General features: G+C 64.1%; 25 protein-coding genes. All 25 read left to right on the plus strand.

Annotation, left to right across the window (positions count from 1 at the left end; genetic code table 11):
- Nucleotides 1-23 precede the first annotated feature (23 nt).
- The 25 genes from fusA to BRAS3809_RS17790 all read left to right on the plus strand — a co-directional run bounded on the left by fusA (nt 24) and on the right by BRAS3809_RS17790 (nt 15,421).
- Complete coding sequence (fusA, locus tag BRAS3809_RS17670; protein WP_008963461.1) at nt 24-2,096, plus strand: elongation factor G; 2,073 nt, start codon at nt 24-26, stop codon at nt 2,094-2,096.
- 39 nt (nt 2,097-2,135) lie between these two features.
- Entirely contained in the window at nt 2,136-3,326 is a 1,191-nt protein-coding gene (tuf, locus tag BRAS3809_RS17675; protein ID WP_008963462.1) for an elongation factor Tu, read from the plus strand.
- An 87-nt stretch (nt 3,327-3,413) separates the two neighbouring features.
- Nucleotides 3,414-3,722, plus strand: a complete 309-nt coding sequence (gene rpsJ, locus BRAS3809_RS17680) for a 30S ribosomal protein S10 (protein WP_002712302.1) — start codon at nt 3,414-3,416, stop codon at nt 3,720-3,722.
- Nucleotides 3,723-3,779: 57 nt separating this feature from the next.
- Nucleotides 3,780-4,499 carry a 50S ribosomal protein L3 gene (gene rplC, locus BRAS3809_RS17685; protein ID WP_006611838.1) on the plus strand — a complete coding sequence of 240 codons (720 nt, stop codon included), beginning with the start codon at nt 3,780-3,782 and terminating at the stop codon, nt 4,497-4,499.
- Entirely contained in the window at nt 4,500-5,120 is a 621-nt protein-coding gene (gene rplD / locus BRAS3809_RS17690) for a 50S ribosomal protein L4 (RefSeq protein WP_006611839.1), read from the plus strand.
- Nucleotides 5,117-5,416: a 50S ribosomal protein L23 gene (locus BRAS3809_RS17695; protein ID WP_008963463.1), complete on the plus strand. Its 300-nt coding sequence runs from the start codon at nt 5,117-5,119 to the stop codon at nt 5,414-5,416. Before rplD ends, BRAS3809_RS17695 begins: the two co-directional genes overlap by 4 nt.
- A 12-nt stretch (nt 5,417-5,428) precedes the next feature.
- Complete coding sequence (rplB, locus tag BRAS3809_RS17700) at nt 5,429-6,262, plus strand: 50S ribosomal protein L2 (protein WP_008963464.1); 834 nt, start codon at nt 5,429-5,431, stop codon at nt 6,260-6,262.
- 12 nt (nt 6,263-6,274) lie between these two features.
- On the plus strand, nt 6,275-6,553 hold the full coding sequence (gene rpsS / locus BRAS3809_RS17705; RefSeq protein WP_008963465.1) for a 30S ribosomal protein S19: 279 nt from the start codon (nt 6,275-6,277) through the stop codon (nt 6,551-6,553).
- Nucleotides 6,554-6,563: 10 nt separating this feature from the next.
- Nucleotides 6,564-6,944: a 50S ribosomal protein L22 gene (rplV, locus tag BRAS3809_RS17710; protein WP_006611843.1), complete on the plus strand. Its 381-nt coding sequence runs from the start codon at nt 6,564-6,566 to the stop codon at nt 6,942-6,944.
- Nucleotides 6,945-6,966: 22 nt separating this feature from the next.
- Nucleotides 6,967-7,677 (plus strand): 30S ribosomal protein S3, encoded by a 711-nt coding sequence (gene rpsC / locus BRAS3809_RS17715; RefSeq protein ID WP_006611844.1) that lies wholly within the window; start codon nt 6,967-6,969, stop codon nt 7,675-7,677.
- A 40-nt stretch (nt 7,678-7,717) separates the two neighbouring features.
- Nucleotides 7,718-8,131 (plus strand): 50S ribosomal protein L16, encoded by a 414-nt coding sequence (gene rplP / locus BRAS3809_RS17720; protein ID WP_008963467.1) that lies wholly within the window; start codon nt 7,718-7,720, stop codon nt 8,129-8,131.
- 5 nt (nt 8,132-8,136) lie between these two features.
- On the plus strand, nt 8,137-8,343 hold the full coding sequence (gene rpmC, locus BRAS3809_RS17725; protein ID WP_006611846.1) for a 50S ribosomal protein L29: 207 nt from the start codon (nt 8,137-8,139) through the stop codon (nt 8,341-8,343).
- Nucleotides 8,344-8,353: 10 nt separating this feature from the next.
- Complete coding sequence (rpsQ, locus tag BRAS3809_RS17730; RefSeq protein WP_008963469.1) at nt 8,354-8,602, plus strand: 30S ribosomal protein S17; 249 nt, start codon at nt 8,354-8,356, stop codon at nt 8,600-8,602.
- Between the two features lie 100 nt (nt 8,603-8,702).
- The gene (gene rplN / locus BRAS3809_RS17735; protein WP_006611848.1) at nt 8,703-9,071 is read left to right on the plus strand and encodes a 50S ribosomal protein L14; all 369 of its coding nucleotides are present in this window, start codon (nt 8,703-8,705) and stop codon (nt 9,069-9,071) included.
- The gene (rplX, locus tag BRAS3809_RS17740; RefSeq protein WP_008963471.1) at nt 9,071-9,385 is read left to right on the plus strand and encodes a 50S ribosomal protein L24; all 315 of its coding nucleotides are present in this window, start codon (nt 9,071-9,073) and stop codon (nt 9,383-9,385) included. Before rplN ends, rplX begins: the two co-directional genes overlap by 1 nt.
- The gene (gene rplE / locus BRAS3809_RS17745) at nt 9,378-9,935 is read left to right on the plus strand and encodes a 50S ribosomal protein L5 (protein ID WP_006611850.1); all 558 of its coding nucleotides are present in this window, start codon (nt 9,378-9,380) and stop codon (nt 9,933-9,935) included. The genes rplX and rplE overlap by 8 nt, the downstream gene beginning before the upstream one ends.
- Nucleotides 9,936-9,981: 46 nt before the next feature.
- The gene (gene rpsN / locus BRAS3809_RS17750; RefSeq protein WP_035656627.1) at nt 9,982-10,287 is read left to right on the plus strand and encodes a 30S ribosomal protein S14; all 306 of its coding nucleotides are present in this window, start codon (nt 9,982-9,984) and stop codon (nt 10,285-10,287) included.
- A 12-nt stretch (nt 10,288-10,299) separates the two neighbouring features.
- A complete protein-coding gene (gene rpsH, locus BRAS3809_RS17755) occupies nt 10,300-10,698 on the plus strand; it encodes a 30S ribosomal protein S8 (protein WP_006611852.1) in 399 nt (132 codons plus the stop codon).
- Between the two features lie 13 nt (nt 10,699-10,711).
- Nucleotides 10,712-11,245 (plus strand): 50S ribosomal protein L6, encoded by a 534-nt coding sequence (gene rplF, locus BRAS3809_RS17760; protein ID WP_008963473.1) that lies wholly within the window; start codon nt 10,712-10,714, stop codon nt 11,243-11,245.
- Nucleotides 11,246-11,256: 11 nt separating this feature from the next.
- Nucleotides 11,257-11,619: a 50S ribosomal protein L18 gene (rplR, locus tag BRAS3809_RS17765; protein ID WP_008963474.1), complete on the plus strand. Its 363-nt coding sequence runs from the start codon at nt 11,257-11,259 to the stop codon at nt 11,617-11,619.
- 48 nt (nt 11,620-11,667) lie between these two features.
- The gene (gene rpsE, locus BRAS3809_RS17770; RefSeq protein ID WP_006611855.1) at nt 11,668-12,240 is read left to right on the plus strand and encodes a 30S ribosomal protein S5; all 573 of its coding nucleotides are present in this window, start codon (nt 11,668-11,670) and stop codon (nt 12,238-12,240) included.
- 45 nt (nt 12,241-12,285) lie between these two features.
- Nucleotides 12,286-12,477, plus strand: a complete 192-nt coding sequence (gene rpmD, locus BRAS3809_RS17775) for a 50S ribosomal protein L30 (protein WP_008963475.1) — start codon at nt 12,286-12,288, stop codon at nt 12,475-12,477.
- A gap of 11 nt (nt 12,478-12,488) precedes the next feature.
- The gene (rplO, locus tag BRAS3809_RS17780) at nt 12,489-12,974 is read left to right on the plus strand and encodes a 50S ribosomal protein L15 (RefSeq protein WP_008963476.1); all 486 of its coding nucleotides are present in this window, start codon (nt 12,489-12,491) and stop codon (nt 12,972-12,974) included.
- A gap of 157 nt (nt 12,975-13,131) precedes the next feature.
- Nucleotides 13,132-14,463: a preprotein translocase subunit SecY gene (gene secY / locus BRAS3809_RS17785; protein ID WP_008963477.1), complete on the plus strand. Its 1,332-nt coding sequence runs from the start codon at nt 13,132-13,134 to the stop codon at nt 14,461-14,463.
- A gap of 88 nt (nt 14,464-14,551) precedes the next feature.
- On the plus strand, nt 14,552-15,421 hold the full coding sequence (locus tag BRAS3809_RS17790) for an adenylate kinase (protein WP_008963478.1): 870 nt from the start codon (nt 14,552-14,554) through the stop codon (nt 15,419-15,421).
- Nucleotides 15,422-15,599 lie beyond the last annotated feature (178 nt).

A 15,599-nucleotide genomic window follows, 5' to 3' on the forward strand; every position in this document is an offset into this window, starting at 1 on the left:
AACGGAAATCAGGGAACAGATCCATGCCCCGCCAACACGCCATCGAAGACTATCGCAACTTCGGTATCATGGCGCACATCGACGCCGGTAAGACCACGACGACCGAGCGCATCCTGTATTACACCGGCAAGAGCCACAAGATCGGCGAAGTGCACGAAGGTGCCGCGACGATGGACTGGATGGAGCAGGAGCAGGAGCGTGGCATCACGATCACCTCGGCTGCCACCACCGCGTTCTGGAACGGCAAGCGCCTGAACATCATCGACACCCCCGGCCACGTCGACTTCACCATCGAGGTCGAGCGTTCGCTCCGCGTGCTCGACGGCGCCGTGTGCGTGCTCGACTCCAACCAGGGCGTCGAGCCGCAGACCGAGACCGTCTGGCGCCAGGGCGACAAGTACAAGGTGCCGCGCATCGTCTTCGCCAACAAGATGGACAAGACCGGCGCCGACTTCTTCAAGTGCCTGTCGGACATCGTCGACCGCCTGGGCGCGAAGCCGGTGGCCATCCAGCTGCCGATCGGCGCCGAGAACAACTTCAAGGGCTGCATCGATCTCGTGACCATGAAGGCGATCGTCTGGAACGACGAATCGCTCGGCGCGAAGTTCGACTACGTCGAGATTCCCGATGACCTGGCCGACCAGGCCAAGGAGTATCGCGAGAAGCTGGTGGAAGCCGCCGTCGAGCTCGACGACGACGCGATGTCGGCCTATCTCGAGGGCACCGAGCCGGACGAAGCCACGCTCAAGCGGCTGATCCGCAAGGCCGTGCTTTCGGGCGCGTTCTATCCGGTGCTGTGCGGCTCGGCGTTCAAGAACAAGGGCGTGCAGCCGCTGCTCGACGCCGTCGTCGACTATCTGCCGTCGCCGCTCGACGTGCCCGCGATCAAGGGCACCGACGACAAGGGCAACGAGGTCGTCCGCAAGGCCGACGACAAGGAGCCGCTGTCGCTGCTGGCGTTCAAGATCATGGACGACCCGTTCGTCGGCACCATCACCTTCTGCCGCATCTATTCGGGTATCCTGACCTCGGGCACCGGCGTCGTGAACTCGACCCGCGAGAAGAAGGAGCGCATCGGCCGCATGCTGCTGATGCATGCGAACAACCGTGAGGACATCAAGGAGGCCTATGCGGGCGACATCGTCGCTCTCGCCGGCCTCAAGGAAGCCCGCACCGGTGACACGTTGTGCGATCCGAACAACCAGGTCATCCTGGAAAAGATGGAATTCCCGGAGCCGGTCATCGAGATCGCGATCGAGCCGAAGTCGAAGGCCGACCAGGAGAAGCTGGGCATCGCGCTCGCGAAGCTCGCCGCGGAGGATCCGTCCTTCCGCGTGTCGACCGATCACGAGTCGGGCCAGACCATCCTCAAGGGCATGGGCGAGCTCCATCTCGACATCAAGGTCGACATCCTGAAGCGCACCTACAAGGTGGACGCGAACATCGGCGCGCCGCAGGTGGCGTTCCGTGAGCGCATCACCAAGCCGGCCAATGTGGACTACACCCACAAGAAGCAGACCGGCGGCACCGGCCAGTTCGCGGCCGTGAGCCTCGTGGTCGAGCCGAACGAGCCGGGCGGCGGCTACGTGTTCGAGTCCAAGATCGTCGGCGGTGCGGTTCCGAAGGAATACATCCCGGGCGTCGAGAAGGGCATCGAGAGCGTGCTCGGTGCGGGCGTGGTCGCCGGCTTCCCGGTGGTCGACGTCAAGGTGGCGCTGGTCGACGGCAAGTATCACGACGTCGACTCGTCGGCGCTGGCCTTCGAAATTGCCTCCCGCGCGGCCTTCCGCGAGGCGCTGCAGAAGGGCAAGTCGGTTCTGCTCGAGCCGATCATGAAGGTCGAGGTCGTGACCCCGGAAGACTACACCGGTTCGGTCATCGGCGACCTCAACTCGCGTCGTGGCCAGATCCAGGGCCAGGACATGCGCGGCAACGCCAACGTCATCAACGCGATGGTGCCGCTCATGAACATGTTCGGTTACGTGAATAACCTGCGCTCGATGAGCCAGGGCCGCGCGACCTTCACGATGCAGTTCTCGCACTACGCTGAAGCGCCGGCCAACGTGTCGGCTGAAGTCCAGAAGAAGTTTGCCTGATTGTCGTTAGCTCAAGTTAGCGACTGAACGGAGAGTCAAATGGCCAAAGCTAAGTTTGAACGTAACAAGCCCCACTGCAACATCGGCACCATCGGTCACGTCGACCATGGCAAGACGTCGCTGACGGCTGCCATCACCAAGATCCTGGCCGAGACGGGCGGTGCGACGTTCACTGCCTACGACCAGATCGACAAGGCGCCGGAAGAGAAGGCCCGCGGCATCACCATCTCGACCGCCCACGTCGAGTACGAGACGCAGAACCGCCACTACGCGCACGTCGACTGCCCCGGCCACGCCGACTACGTGAAGAACATGATCACCGGCGCCGCCCAGATGGACGGTGCGATCCTGGTCGTGTCGGCCGCTGACGGCCCGATGCCGCAGACCCGCGAGCACATCCTGCTCGCCCGCCAGGTCGGCGTGCCGGCGCTGGTCGTGTTCCTCAACAAGTGCGACATGGTCGACGATCCGGAGCTGCTCGAGCTGGTCGAGCTCGAGGTTCGCGAGTTGCTCTCGAAGTACGAATTCCCGGGCGACAAGATCCCGATCATCAAGGGCTCGGCGCTCGCCGCTCTCGAAGACTCGGACAAGAAGCTAGGCCACGACGCCATCCTCGAGCTGATGCGCAATGTCGACGAGTACATTCCGCAGCCGGAGCGCCCGATCGACCAGCCCTTCCTGATGCCGGTCGAAGACGTGTTCTCGATCTCGGGCCGCGGCACCGTGGTGACCGGTCGTGTCGAGCGTGGCGTGATCAAGGTCGGTGAGGAAATCGAGATCGTCGGCATCCGTCCGACCCAGAAGACCACCGTCACCGGCGTCGAAATGTTCCGCAAGCTGCTCGATCAGGGCCAGGCTGGCGACAACATCGGTGCGCTGCTCCGCGGCACCAAGCGTGAGGACGTCGAGCGCGGCCAGGTTCTCTGCAAGCCGGGTTCGGTCAAGCCGCACACCAAGTTCAAGGCTGAGGCTTACATCCTCACCAAGGAAGAGGGCGGCCGTCACACTCCGTTCTTCACCAACTATCGTCCGCAGTTCTACTTCCGCACGACCGACGTGACCGGCGTCGTTCACCTGCCGGAAGGCACCGAGATGGTGATGCCGGGCGACAACATCGCGATGGAAGTGCACCTGATCGTGCCGATCGCGATGGAAGAGAAGCTGCGCTTCGCCATCCGTGAAGGCGGCCGCACCGTCGGCGCCGGCGTCGTCGCCTCGATCATCGAGTAACAACACGAATAGGGAATGGCGGGTGGCGAATGGTGATCCATTCGCCGTTCGCTACTCGCCACTCACTACTCACAGAAAGATACGGCAATGAACGGCCAAAATATCCGCATCCGTCTCAAGGCGTTCGACCATCGCATCCTCGATACGTCGACGCGCGAGATCGTCAACACGGCGAAACGGACCGGCGCGCAGGTTCGCGGACCCATTCCGCTGCCGACCCGCATCGAGAAGTTCACCGTGAACCGTTCGCCGCACGTCGACAAGAAGAGCCGCGAGCAGTTCGAGATGCGCACTCACAAGCGTCTCCTCGACATCGTCGATCCGACCCCGCAGACCGTCGATGCTCTCATGAAGCTCGACCTGGCCGCCGGCGTCGACGTCGAGATCAAGCTCTAAGTTTTTGGATTCACGTCCGCCTCATCGCGGACATAGAGAAGAACAGGAAGCACGCCGATGCGCTCCGGAGTGATCGCACAAAAGGTCGGGATGACGCGGGTCTTCACGGAGACCGGCGAACATATCCCCGTGACCGTGCTGAAGCTCGGCAATTGCCAGGTGGTCGGTCACCGTACCACCGAGAAGAACGGCTATGTCGCGCTGCAGCTCGGCAGCGGCAGCCGCAAGACGGTCTACATGCCGAAGGCGGAGCGCGGCCAGTTCGCGGTCGCCAAGGTCGAGCCGAAGCGCAAGCTCGCCGAATTCCGTGTCAGCGAGGATTCGCTGATCCCGGTCGGCGCCGAGATCCAGGCCGACCACTTCGTCGTCGGCCAGTTCGTCGACGTCACCGGCACCTCGGTCGGTAAGGGCTTCGCCGGCGGCATGAAGCGCTGGAACTTCGGCGGTCTGCGCGCCACGCACGGTGTGTCGATCTCGCACCGTTCGATCGGTTCGACCGGTGGCCGTCAGGACCCCGGCAAGACCTGGAAGAACAAGAAGATGCCCGGTCACATGGGTGTCGACCGCATCACCACGCTGAACCTGCGTGTGGTGCAGACGGACGTCGAGCGCGGCCTGATCCTGGTCGAAGGCGCGGTGCCCGGCTCCAAGGGTGGCTGGATCTCGGTGCGCGACGCCGTGAAGAAGCCGCTGCCGAAGGAAGCGCCGAAGCCCGGCAAGTTCAAGGTCGCGGGTGAGCAGGCTGCCGAAGCGCCGGCCGTGCAGGAGGGCGCATAAATGGAACTGAAAGTCACCACGCTCGAGGGCAAGGAAGCCGGCTCCGTCCAGCTGTCCGACGCCATCTTCGGTCTGGAGCCGCGCGCCGACATCATTCAGCGCTGCGTCCAGTGGCAGCTCAACAAGCGCCAGGCCGGCACCCACAAGGCCAAGGGCCGCGCCGAGATCTGGCGCACCGGCAAGAAGATGTACAAGCAGAAGGGCACCGGCGGTGCTCGTCACGGCTCGGCCCGCGTGCCGCAGTTCCGTGGCGGTGGCCGCGCCTTCGGTCCGGTCGTGCGCTCGCATGCGACCGACCTGCCGAAGAAGGTCCGTGCGCTGGCGCTGAAGCATGCGCTGTCGGCCAAGGCCAAGGACGGTGATCTGGTCGTTTTGGAGAACGCCACCCTCGAGGCGGCGAAGACCAAGGCGCTGATCGGCCACTTCTCCGGTCTCGGCCTGACCAATGCGCTGATCATCGACGGCGCCGAGCTGCACAACGGCTTCGCCGCTGCGGCCCGCAACATCCCGAACCTGGACGTGCTGCCGATCCAGGGCATCAACGTCTACGACATTCTCCGCCGGCAGAAGCTCGTTCTGACCAAGGCGGCGATCGATGCGCTGGAGGCGCGCTTCAAATGAAGACCATCGATCCGCGCCACTACGACATCATCATCGCGCCGGTCGTGACCGAGAAGGCGACCTTTGCCTCCGAGCAGAACAAGGTTCTGTTCAAGGTGGCCGCCAAGGCGACCAAGCCGCAGATCAAGGAAGCGATCGAGAAGCTGTTCGACGTCAAGGTCCGGAGCGTGAATACGCTCGTCCGCAAGGGCAAGACCAAGGTGTTCCGCGGCAATTTCGGTTCGCAATCGGACAGCAAGCGCGCGATCGTGACCCTCGAAGAGGGCCACCGCATCGACGTGACCACCGGACTGTAAGGCTGAGCTGCCATGGCACTGAAGACATTCAACCCCACGACGCCGGGCCAGCGCCAGCTGGTGATGGTCGATCGTTCGGCCCTGTACAAGGGCAAGCCGGTCAAGGCGCTGACCGAAGGCAAGCTGTCGAGCGGCGGTCGCAACAACACCGGCCGCATCACGGTTCGCTTCCTCGGCGGCGGCCACAAGCAGTCGTACCGCACGGTCGATTTCAAGCGCGACAAGGTCGACGTTCCCGCGACCGTCGAGCGCCTGGAGTATGATCCGAACCGCACGGCCTTCATCGCCCTGGTCAAGTATCAGGACGGCGAGCTCGCCTACATCCTGGCGCCGCAACGCCTGGCGGTGGGCGACACCATCGTCGCCGGCAACTATGTCGACGTGAAGCCGGGCAACGTCATGCCGCTCGGCAACATGCCGGTCGGCACGATCGTGCACAACATCGAGGTCAAGATCGGGAAGGGCGGCCAGCTCGCACGTTCGGCCGGCACCTATGCCCAGATCGTCGGCCGCGACCAGGACTACGTGATCGTCCGTCTGAACTCGGGCGAGCAGCGCCTGGTGCATGGCCGCTGCCGCGGCACCATCGGCGCGGTGTCGAACCCGGACCACATGAACACCTCGATCGGCAAGGCCGGCCGCAAGCGTTGGATGGGCCGCCGCCCGCACAACCGCGGCGTCGCGATGAACCCGATCGACCATCCGCACGGCGGCGGCGAAGGCCGTACCTCGGGCGGTCGTCACCCGGTCACTCCGTGGGGCAAGCCCACCAAGGGCAAGAAGACCCGCACCAACAAGTCGACCGACAAATTCATTCTCTTGAGCCGCCACAAGCGGAAGAAGTAAGGAACGACGGACATGGTTCGTTCAGTCTGGAAAGGCCCGTTCGTCGAGGCGTCGCTGCTCAAGAAGGCAGATGCGGCGCGCGCGTCCGGCCGTCACGACGTCATCAAGATCTGGAGCCGCCGCTCGACCATCCTGCCGCAGTTCGTCGGCCTGACGTTCGGCGTCTACAACGGCCAGAAGCACGTGCCGGTCGCGGTCAACGAGGAAATGGTTGGCCACAAGTTCGGCGAGTTCTCGCCGACCCGCACCTTCCACGGCCATTCGGGCGATAAGAAAGCCAAGAAGGCTTGAGGATTAAGCGATGAGCAAACCAAAGCGCGAACGGAGCCTCCCCGACAACGAGGCCAAGGCTGTGGCCCGGATGCTTCGGGTGAGTCCGCAGAAGCTGAACCTGGTGGCGCAGATGATCCGCGGCCGCAAGGCGTCGGCCGCCCTCGCCGACCTGCAGTTCTCGCGCAAGCGGATTGCGGTCGACGTCAAGAAGTGCCTGGAATCGGCGATCGCCAATGCCGAGAACAACCACGAGCTCGAGGTCGACGATCTCGTCGTCTCGCAGGCTTTCGTCGGCAAGGGAATCGTGATGAAGCGTTTCTCGCCGCGCGGCCGTGGCCGTTCGGGCCGAGTTTTCAAACCGTTTTCGCAGCTGACGATCATTGTTCGTCAGGTCGAGGCGAGCGCGTAAAGTCGGGCGCTGGGAGAATACGATGGGTCAAAAGATCAATCCGATCGGTCTGCGTCTCGGCATCAACCGGACCTGGGATTCGCGCTGGTTCGCCGGCAAGGCCGAGTACGGCAAGCTGTTGCATGAAGACGTCAAGATCCGCGAGATCCTGCACAAGGAGCTCAAGCAGGCGGCCGTCGCCCGCATCGTGATCGAGCGTCCGCACAAGAAGTGCCGCGTCACGATCCACTCGGCGCGTCCGGGCGTCGTGATCGGCAAGAAGGGCGCCGACATCGACAAGCTGCGCAAGCGCGTCGCCGACATCACCTCGTCGGACGTCGTCATCAACATCGTCGAGATCCGCAAGCCGGAGCTCGATGCCACGCTGGTCGCCGAGTCGATCGCGCAGCAGCTGGAGCGCCGCGTCGCGTTCCGCCGCGCCATGAAGCGCGCCGTGCAGTCGGCGATGCGTCTCGGCGCCGAGGGCATCCGCATCAACTGCTCGGGTCGTCTGGGCGGTGCGGAAATCGCCCGCATGGAGTGGTACCGCGAGGGCCGCGTGCCGCTGCACACGCTGCGCGCCGACATCGACTACGGTGTGGCCACCGCGTTCACCACCTTCGGCACTTGCGGCGTGAAGGTCTGGATCTTCAAGGGCGAGATCCTCGAGCACGATCCGATGGCACAGGACAAGCGGATGAACGAGGGCGGTGGCGAAAGCCCGTCGCCGCGTTCGCGCCGCGACGCGGCCTGATCGATCAGCCGCGACAAGACAGGTTTGAGGGCTCAAAGCCATGATGCAACCAAAGAAGACCAAGTTCCGAAAGGCGCATAAGGGCCGTATCCACGGCGTTGCGTCCTCGGGCGCGACGCTGGCCTTCGGCCAGTTCGGGCTGAAGGCGATGGAGCCGGATCGCGTGACCGCGCGCCAGATCGAGGCCGCCCGTCGTGCGCTGACCCGTCACATGAAGCGCGCCGGCCGCGTCTGGATCCGCGTGTTCCCGGACCTGCCGGTGTCGAAGAAGCCGGCCGAAGTCCGCATGGGCTCCGGCAAGGGTTCGCCGGAATTGTGGGTGGCCCGCGTCAAGCCGGGCCGGGTGATGTTCGAGATCGACGGCGTCAGCAACCAGATCGCCCGCGAGGCGCTGCTGCTGGCCGCTGCCAAGCTGCCGATCAAGACGCGCTTCGTCGAACGCATTGCGGAGTAATGGTCATGGCCGAGATGAAGATTGCCGACATTCGCGCGATGAGCCCCGACCAGATGGACGATGCGATCGTCAATCTGAAGAAGGAGCGTTTCAACCTGCGCTTCCAGCGCGCCACCGGGCAGCTCGAGAACACCGCCCGCCTGCGCGAGGCGCGCCGCGACATCGCCCGTATCAAGACCATCGCCGCGCAGCAGCGCGCCAAGACGAAGTAAGAGGCTCGACATGCCGAAACGGACCCTCCAGGGCGTTGTCGTCAGCGACAAGCAGGCCAAGACGGTGGTCGTGCGCGTCGACCGGCGCTTCACCCATCCGATCTACAAGAAGACCATCCGCCGCTCGAAGAACTACCACGCCCACGACGAGAACAACGAGTTCAAGCCGGGCGACATGGTGTGGATCGAGGAGAGCAAGCCGATCTCGAAGCTGAAGCGCTGGACCGTGGTCCGGGGCGAGCACAAGAAAACCGCCTGAGGCGCGTGACGCGGCCCTGATCGAACGGGCCGGTTTCGCTTTCGGGATCATAAAAGGCGCAGCTTTCCTGCGCAGCAGATGAAGAGGACGAGGTGCATCAATGATTCAGATGCAGACCAACCTCGACGTGGCCGATAATTCCGGCGCACGCCGTGTTATGTGTATCAAGGTGCTGGGCGGCTCGAAGCGCCGCTACGCCACCGTCGGCGACATCATCGTGGTGTCGATCAAGGAAGCCATTCCGCGTGGCAAGGTGAAGAAGGGCGACGTCATGAAGGCCGTCGTGGTGCGCGTCCGCAAGGACATCCGCCGCGCCGACGGCTCGGTGATCCGCTTCGACCGCAACGCGGCCGTCCTGATCAACAACCAGTCGGAGCCGGTCGGCACCCGTATCTTCGGGCCGGTGCCGCGCGAGCTGCGCGCCAAGAACCACATGAAGATCATTTCGCTCGCGCCGGAGGTGCTGTGATGGCTGCCAAGATCCGCAAGGGCGACAAGGTGATCGTCCTGACCGGCCGCGACAAGGGTCGCACCGGCGAGGTGTTCGAAGTGCGTCCGGATGACGGCACGGCCCTGGTTCGCGGCATCAACCTGGTGAAGCGTCACCAGAAGCAGACGCAGAACCAGGAGGGCGGCATCATCACCAAGGAAGCGCCGATCCACCTGTCGAACGTCGCTTATGTCGGCAAGGACGGCAAGGCGACGCGCATCGGATTCAAGATTCAGGCGGACGGCAAGAAGGTCCGCGTTGCCAAGAGCTCGGGAGTTGAGATCGATGGCTGAGACCGCTTACACCCCGCGCCTCCGCACGGAATACGACCGCAAGATCAAGAGCGCGCTGACCGAGAAGTTCGGCTACGCCAACGTCATGCAGGTGCCGCGGCTCGACAAGGTCGTGCTGAACATGGGCATCGGCGAAGCCGTCAACGACCGCAAGAAGGCGGAGACGGCGGCGGCCGACCTGTCCCTGATCGCCGGCCAGAAGGCGGTCGTGACCTATTCGCGCGTCGCCATCGCGACCTTCAAGCTGCGTGAGAACCAGCCGATCGGCTGCAAGGTCACGCTGCGCAAGGCCAAGATGTACGAGTTCATCGACCGCCTGATCAACGTCGCGCTGCCGCGCGTCCGCGACTTCCGCGGCCTGAACCCGAAGAGCTTCGACGGCCGCGGCAACTACTCGCTCGGCATCAAGGAGCACATCATTTTCCCCGAGATCGATTTCGACAAGGCCGGGGAGAGCTGGGGCATGGACATCACGGTGTGCACCACCGCGACGACCGACGACGAGGCCCGTGCCCTTCTGACCGCATTCAATTTCCCGTTCCGGCAGTGAGCAGCTGAGTTCAAGCTTCTCAAACGCGGATACCCAGGAGCCAAGCATGGCAAAGAAGAGTTCAGTCGAGAAGAACAACCGGCGCAAGAAGATGGCGAAGAACGCCGCTCCGAAGCGCGCCCGGTTGAAGGCGATCATCGCCGACAAGGACAAGCCGATGGAGGAGCGCTTCGCCGCGACCCTGAAGCTTGCCGAAATGCCGCGCAACTCGTCGACCACCCGCATCCGCAACCGGTGCGAGCTGACGGGCCGGCCGCGGTCGAACTACCGCAAGAACAAGCTGAGCCGCATCGCGCTGCGCGAGCTCGGTTCCAAGGGCCTGGTTCCGGGCCTCGTGAAGTCGAGCTGGTAAGGAGGGTCGAACATGTCAACGCACGATCCCATCAGCGATCTGATCACCCGCATCCGCAACGCGCAGATGCGCTCGAAGTCGAAGGTCACGACCCCCGGCTCGAAGATGCGCGCCAGCGTGCTCGAAGTGCTGAAGTCCGAAGGCTACATCCGCGGCTATGCCACGATGGAGCATCCGTCGGGCCGCAGCGAGATCGAGATCGAGCTGAAATATTTCGACGGCGAGCCCGTGATCCGCGAGATCGAGCGCGTCTCCAAGCCCGGCCGGCGCGTCTACACCTCGGTGAAGAACCTGCCGCGCGTGAACAACGGGCTCGGAATTTCTGTTTTGTCGACGCCGAAGGGAATCATGGCCGACCATAGCGCGCGTGACGCGAATGTCGGCGGTGAAGTTCTCTTCACGGTGTTCTAAGAAGGATTGAGCCATGTCACGTATTGGCAAGAAGCCTGTGACGGTGCCGTCCGGTGTGACCGCCACCGTCGACGGTCAGACCGTCAAGATGAAGGGCCCGAAGGGTCAGCTTCAGTTCCTCGTCCATGACGACGTCGAGGTGAAGTTCGAGAACGGCCAGGTCAAGGTTGCCCCGCGCGCCGAGACCAAGCGCGCCCGCTCGCTCTACGGCACCGCGCGCGCCCAGATCGCCAACCTGGTCGAGGGCGTCACCAAGGGTTTCGAGAAGAAGCTCGAGATCACCGGCGTCGGCTACCGCGCCGCGATGCAGGGCAAGAACCTGCAGCTCGCGCTCGGCTACAGCCACGACGTCGTCTACCAGATCCCGGAAGGCATCACGATCGCCGTGCCGAAGCCGACCGAGATCACGATCACGGGCATCGACCCGCAGCGCGTCGGCCAGGTGGCCGCCGAAATCCGCGCCTACCGGCCGCCGGAGCCCTACAAGGGCAAGGGCGTGAAGTACGCGGGTGAATTCATCTTCCGCAAGGAAGGCAAGAAGAAGTAACGGAGCCGGACATGTCGAGAGCAAAGGTTACGAATGCCCGGCGCAAGCAGCGCGTGAGGCTGTCGCTGCGCCGCTCCGCCGGCGGCCGTCCGCGTCTGTCGGTATTCCGTTCGTCGAAGCACATCTACGCTCAGGTCATCGACGACCAGAAGGGCGAGACGCTCGCCTCGGCGTCGTCGATGGAGAAGGAGATGCGCGCGGCCGGCAACACCGGTGCCGACATCGATGCGGCCAAGGCGGTGGGCAAGCTGCTCGCCGAGCGCGCGGTGAAGGCCGGGATCAAGGAAGTCGTGTTCGATCGCGGCGGCTATCTCTATCACGGGCGCGTCAAGGCGCTGGCCGATGCGGCGCGCGAGAGCGGGCTGAGCTTCTAACATCAATGGATATGGGCGCGAGAGCCCCTCAGAAGATTGGATAGCACCATGGCAGGTGAACGGGAACGAGGCGGTCGCGATCGCAAGGAGCGCGAGGAGCGCGACAGCGAGTTCGTGGACAAGCTCGTCCACATCAACCGAGTCGCGAAGGTCGTGAAGGGCGGTAAGCGCTTCGGCTTTGCGGCGCTCGTCGTGATCGGCGATCAGAAGGGCCGGGTCGGCTTCGGCCACGGCAAGGCGCGCGAAGTGCCGGAGGCGATCCGCAAGGCGACCGACTCCGCCAAGCGCAATCTCACCCGGGTCGCGCTGCGCGAGGGCCGCACCCTGCACCACGACATCTTCGGTCGTCACGGTGCGGGCCGCGTCTATCTGCGTGCCGCTCCGGCCGGTACCGGCATCATCGCCGGCGGTCCGATGCGCGCCGTGTTCGAGACGCTGGGCATCCAGGACGTGGTGGCGAAGTCGATCGGCTCGTCCAACCCGTACAACATGGTGCGCGCGACCTTCAACGCACTGAAGCATCAGGATAGCCCGCGCTCGGTCGCTGCCCGCCGCAACATCAAGGTGTCGACCCTGCAGGCCCGCCGCGTCGGTGGCGATGCCGAGGCAGCCGCCGACTAACGAACGCGCGCCGCCTCTGGCCGGCGCATCCCGGAGTTAAGGACAATGGCTGACGCCAAGACCATCAAGATCGAGCAGATCGGCAGCCCGATCCGCCGGCATCACTCGCAGCGCTCGACGCTGATCGGGTTGAAGCTCAACAAGATCGGCCGTGTGACCGAGCTGCCGGATACGCCGGCGGTGCGCGGCATGATCACCAAGGTTCATCATCTCGTCCGCATCGTCGACGAGAAGTAAGGAGAAGGGCGATGAAGCTCAGCGATATCGCCGACAACGCCGGCGCGCGCAAGAAGCGCATGCGCGTCGGCCGCGGCATCGGCTCCGGCAAGGGCAAGACCTCGGGCCGTGGCGGCAAGGGCCAGACCGCGCGCTCCGGCGTGCGCATCAAGGGCTTCGAGGGCGGTCAGATGCCGATGCATCGCCGTCTGCCGAAGCGCGGCTTCAACAACATCTTCGCGCTCGATTTCGTCGAGATCAATCTCGACCGGATCCAGCAGGCGATCGATGCCAAGAAGCTGGACGCCGGCAGCGTGATCAACGCCGAGGCGCTGGTGAAGTCGGGCGCGCTGCGTCGCGCCAAGGACGGCGTGCGTCTGCTCGGCCGTGGCGAGCTCAAGGCCAAGATCAACATCGAGGTGCACGGCGCCTCGAAGCCGGCGATCGCCGCAGTCGAGAAGGCCGGCGGCACCGTCAAGCTCCTGGCTCCGGCCAAGGACGAAGGCGAAGCGGCGTAACTTCTGCGTCATTGCCCTGCCGTCGGCTTATGCTGAAGGGGGCAGGGCAATGGACAGCAGGCGTCTGCGCACCAGATAATATCCGACGTCTGCCCAAGCCCCGCGAGCCCTCGCGGGGCTGATGCGGTCAAGAAGGGCGGCGGGAGAAAGCTAAGACATGGCCTCAGCAGCGGAACAACTTGCGGCAAACCTCAATTTCGGCGCGCTTGCAAAAGCCGATGAGCTGAAGAAGCGCATCTGGTTCACCCTCGGTGCGCTGCTGGTCTACCGCCTCGGCACCTATATTCCGCTGCCCGGCATCGACCCGAATATCTGGGATTCGGTGTTCCGCACCCAGGCCGGCGGCATTCTCGGCATGTTCAACATGTTCGCCGGCGGCGGCATCCACCGCATGGCGATCTTCGCGCTGAACATCATGCCGTACATCTCGGCATCGATCATCATCCAGCTCCTGACCACCGTCTCGCCGCAGCTCGAAGCCCTCAAGAAAGAGGGTGAGGCGGGCCGCAAGATGCTGAACCAGTACACCCGCTATCTGACCGTGCTGCTTGCTGCAGTGCAGTCCTATGGCATCGCCGTCGGCCTCGAGGGCGCCGGCAATGTCGTTGCCGATCCCGGCCTGTTCTTCCGCCTGTCGACCGCGATTACCCTGACCGGCGGCACCATGTTCCTGATGTGGCTGGGCGAGCAGATCACCTCGCGCGGCATCGGCAACGGTATTTCGCTGATCATCCTGTCCGGCATCGTCGCCGAGCTGCCGTCGGCGCTCGCCAACATGCTCGAGCTCGGCCGCCAGGGCGCGCTGTCGACCGGCCTGATCCTGATCGTCATCGTGATGGCGGTCGCCGTGATCGCCTTCATCGTGTTCATGGAGCGCGCCCAGCGCCGGCTCCTGATCCAGTATCCGAAGCGGCAGGTCGGCAACAAGATGTTCGAGGGCCAGTCCTCGCACCTGCCGCTGAAGCTCAACACCTCGGGCGTGATCCCGCCGATCTTCGCCTCGTCGCTGCTGCTGCTGCCGACCACGGTGGCGAACTTCAATGCCGGCAAGGGCCCCGAGTGGTTCCAGTGGATCACCACGCAGCTCGGCCACGGCCGGCCGCTGTTCCTGGTGCTGTATCTGGCGCTGATCCTGTTCTTCGCCTTCTTCTACACCGCCATCGTGTTCAACCCGACCGAGACGGCCGACAATCTGAAGAAGCATGGCGGCTTCATCCCGGGCATCCGCCCCGGTGAGCGCACTGCGGAATACATCGATTACGTGCTGTCCCGGATCACCGTGCTCGGCGCCATCTATCTGGCGATCGTGTGTCTGATCCCGGAAATTCTGATTTCCTACGCTTCCGTCCCGTTCTACTTTGGTGGCACTTCGCTTCTGATCGTGGTCAGCGTTACGATGGATACCGTGGCGCAGGTTCAGGGTTATCTGCTCGCCCATCAGTATGAGGGGCTGATCAGGAAGTCGAAGCTGCGGGGTCGCCGCCGCTGACAGCGGCGGATCGCGGCCCGGGAACCAAAAAGCCAAGAACAGGGTGTGCGGGAAGGTCGCTCACCGTGTGCCGGGGGGCGAAATTTAGATGAGACTCATTCTCTTGGGACCGCCCGGCTCGGGCAAGGGCACGCAGGCGCAGCGCCTGGTTCAGCAATACGGCATCGTTCAGCTCTCGACCGGCGACATGTTGCGCGCCGCCGTGGCGGCGCAGACGCCGATCGGGCTGAAAGCGAAGGACATCATGGCCGCCGGCGGCCTGGTGCCGGACGAGGTCGTCGTCGGCATCATCGCCGACCGGATCGAGCAGCCGGACGCGGCCAACGGTTTCATCCTCGACGGCTTCCCGCGCACGGTGCCGCAGGCGGAGGCGCTGGATGCGCTGCTCAAGCAGAAGCAGATGAATCTGGACGCGGTCATCGAACTCCGGGTCAACGAGGGCGTCCTGCTGGAGCGCGTCGAGCGCCGCGCAGCCGAGACCCGCGCCCGTGGCGAGGCTGTCAGGGCCGATGACACCCCCGAGGTGCTGACCAAGCGTTTGCACAGCTATCGCGACCAGACCGAGCCGCTGATCCACTATTATTCCGACCACCGGATGCTGGCGACCGTCGACGGCATGATGCCGATCGAAGAGGTGACCGAGGAGATCGGCCGGATCCTCGCTGCGGTGGGCAAGACCAGCGGCAGCCGGGCAGCCAAGAAGGCCAGCCCCGCCAAGCGGAGCGGCAAGGCGGCGAGCAAGGCGCCGGCCAAAAAGGCTGCCAAGAAGGCCGGGAAAGCCGCCAAAAAGGCGCCGAAAGCCGCCAAATCCGCGAAAAAAGCTGCGAAAGCAGCTCCAAAGAAGGCGGCCAAGACCGTGAAAAAGGCCGCGAAGAAGGCCTCCAAGGCCGCCGCCAAGGCGACCAAGGGAACCCGGAAAACCTCTGCAAAGTCTGCAAAAAAGCGCAGCAAGGGGTGACCGAATCTTCTAGGAGCGGTTGACGACCGCCGTGTGAATCCATTAAGAAGCCCGCATCCAAGTCGGATAGTTTTCGAAGATGCCGGGCCCCGAATGAACCGAGGGGTGGGCGTCTTGTTCGCGTTTGCGGACACCTGCCCGAGATAGCGACAGAGAAGGCCGGTCCGACCTGGGATCG

The sequence above is a fragment of the Bradyrhizobium sp. STM 3809 genome, assembly GCF_000239795.1.
In the GTDB taxonomy this organism is placed as follows: Bacteria; Pseudomonadota; Alphaproteobacteria; order Rhizobiales; family Xanthobacteraceae; genus Bradyrhizobium.

Excerpts from the sequence above, each read along its gene's own strand:
- rplN (WP_006611848.1), top strand. The coding sequence starts at position 8,703 with ATGATTCAGATGCAGACCAACCTCGACGTGGCCGATAATTCCGGCGCA.
- rplC (WP_006611838.1), top strand. The coding sequence starts at position 3,780 with ATGCGCTCCGGAGTGATCGCACAAAAGGTCGGGATGACGCGGGTCTTC.
- rpmC (WP_006611846.1), top strand. The coding sequence starts at position 8,137 with ATGGCCGAGATGAAGATTGCCGACATTCGCGCGATGAGCCCCGACCAG.
- rplR (WP_008963474.1), top strand. The coding sequence starts at position 11,257 with ATGTCGAGAGCAAAGGTTACGAATGCCCGGCGCAAGCAGCGCGTGAGG.
- rplE (WP_006611850.1), top strand. The coding sequence starts at position 9,378 with ATGGCTGAGACCGCTTACACCCCGCGCCTCCGCACGGAATACGACCGC.
- rpsS (WP_008963465.1), top strand. The coding sequence starts at position 6,275 with ATGGTTCGTTCAGTCTGGAAAGGCCCGTTCGTCGAGGCGTCGCTGCTC.
- rplO (WP_008963476.1), top strand. The coding sequence starts at position 12,489 with ATGAAGCTCAGCGATATCGCCGACAACGCCGGCGCGCGCAAGAAGCGC.
- rplV (WP_006611843.1), top strand. The coding sequence starts at position 6,564 with ATGAGCAAACCAAAGCGCGAACGGAGCCTCCCCGACAACGAGGCCAAG.
- rpsE (WP_006611855.1), top strand. The coding sequence starts at position 11,668 with ATGGCAGGTGAACGGGAACGAGGCGGTCGCGATCGCAAGGAGCGCGAG.
- BRAS3809_RS17790 (WP_008963478.1), top strand. The coding sequence starts at position 14,552 with ATGAGACTCATTCTCTTGGGACCGCCCGGCTCGGGCAAGGGCACGCAG.
- rplP (WP_008963467.1), top strand. The coding sequence starts at position 7,718 with ATGATGCAACCAAAGAAGACCAAGTTCCGAAAGGCGCATAAGGGCCGT.
- rplX (WP_008963471.1), top strand. The coding sequence starts at position 9,071 with ATGGCTGCCAAGATCCGCAAGGGCGACAAGGTGATCGTCCTGACCGGC.
- fusA (WP_008963461.1), top strand. The coding sequence starts at position 24 with ATGCCCCGCCAACACGCCATCGAAGACTATCGCAACTTCGGTATCATG.
- rplB (WP_008963464.1), top strand. The coding sequence starts at position 5,429 with ATGGCACTGAAGACATTCAACCCCACGACGCCGGGCCAGCGCCAGCTG.
- rpsC (WP_006611844.1), top strand. The coding sequence starts at position 6,967 with ATGGGTCAAAAGATCAATCCGATCGGTCTGCGTCTCGGCATCAACCGG.
- rplF (WP_008963473.1), top strand. The coding sequence starts at position 10,712 with ATGTCACGTATTGGCAAGAAGCCTGTGACGGTGCCGTCCGGTGTGACC.
- rpsJ (WP_002712302.1), top strand. The coding sequence starts at position 3,414 with ATGAACGGCCAAAATATCCGCATCCGTCTCAAGGCGTTCGACCATCGC.
- rpsQ (WP_008963469.1), top strand. The coding sequence starts at position 8,354 with ATGCCGAAACGGACCCTCCAGGGCGTTGTCGTCAGCGACAAGCAGGCC.
- tuf (WP_008963462.1), top strand. The coding sequence starts at position 2,136 with ATGGCCAAAGCTAAGTTTGAACGTAACAAGCCCCACTGCAACATCGGC.
- rpsH (WP_006611852.1), top strand. The coding sequence starts at position 10,300 with ATGTCAACGCACGATCCCATCAGCGATCTGATCACCCGCATCCGCAAC.
- rplD (WP_006611839.1), top strand. The coding sequence starts at position 4,500 with ATGGAACTGAAAGTCACCACGCTCGAGGGCAAGGAAGCCGGCTCCGTC.
- secY (WP_008963477.1), top strand. The coding sequence starts at position 13,132 with ATGGCCTCAGCAGCGGAACAACTTGCGGCAAACCTCAATTTCGGCGCG.
- rpsN (WP_035656627.1), top strand. The coding sequence starts at position 9,982 with ATGGCAAAGAAGAGTTCAGTCGAGAAGAACAACCGGCGCAAGAAGATG.
- rpmD (WP_008963475.1), top strand. The coding sequence starts at position 12,286 with ATGGCTGACGCCAAGACCATCAAGATCGAGCAGATCGGCAGCCCGATC.
- BRAS3809_RS17695 (WP_008963463.1), top strand. The coding sequence starts at position 5,117 with ATGAAGACCATCGATCCGCGCCACTACGACATCATCATCGCGCCGGTC.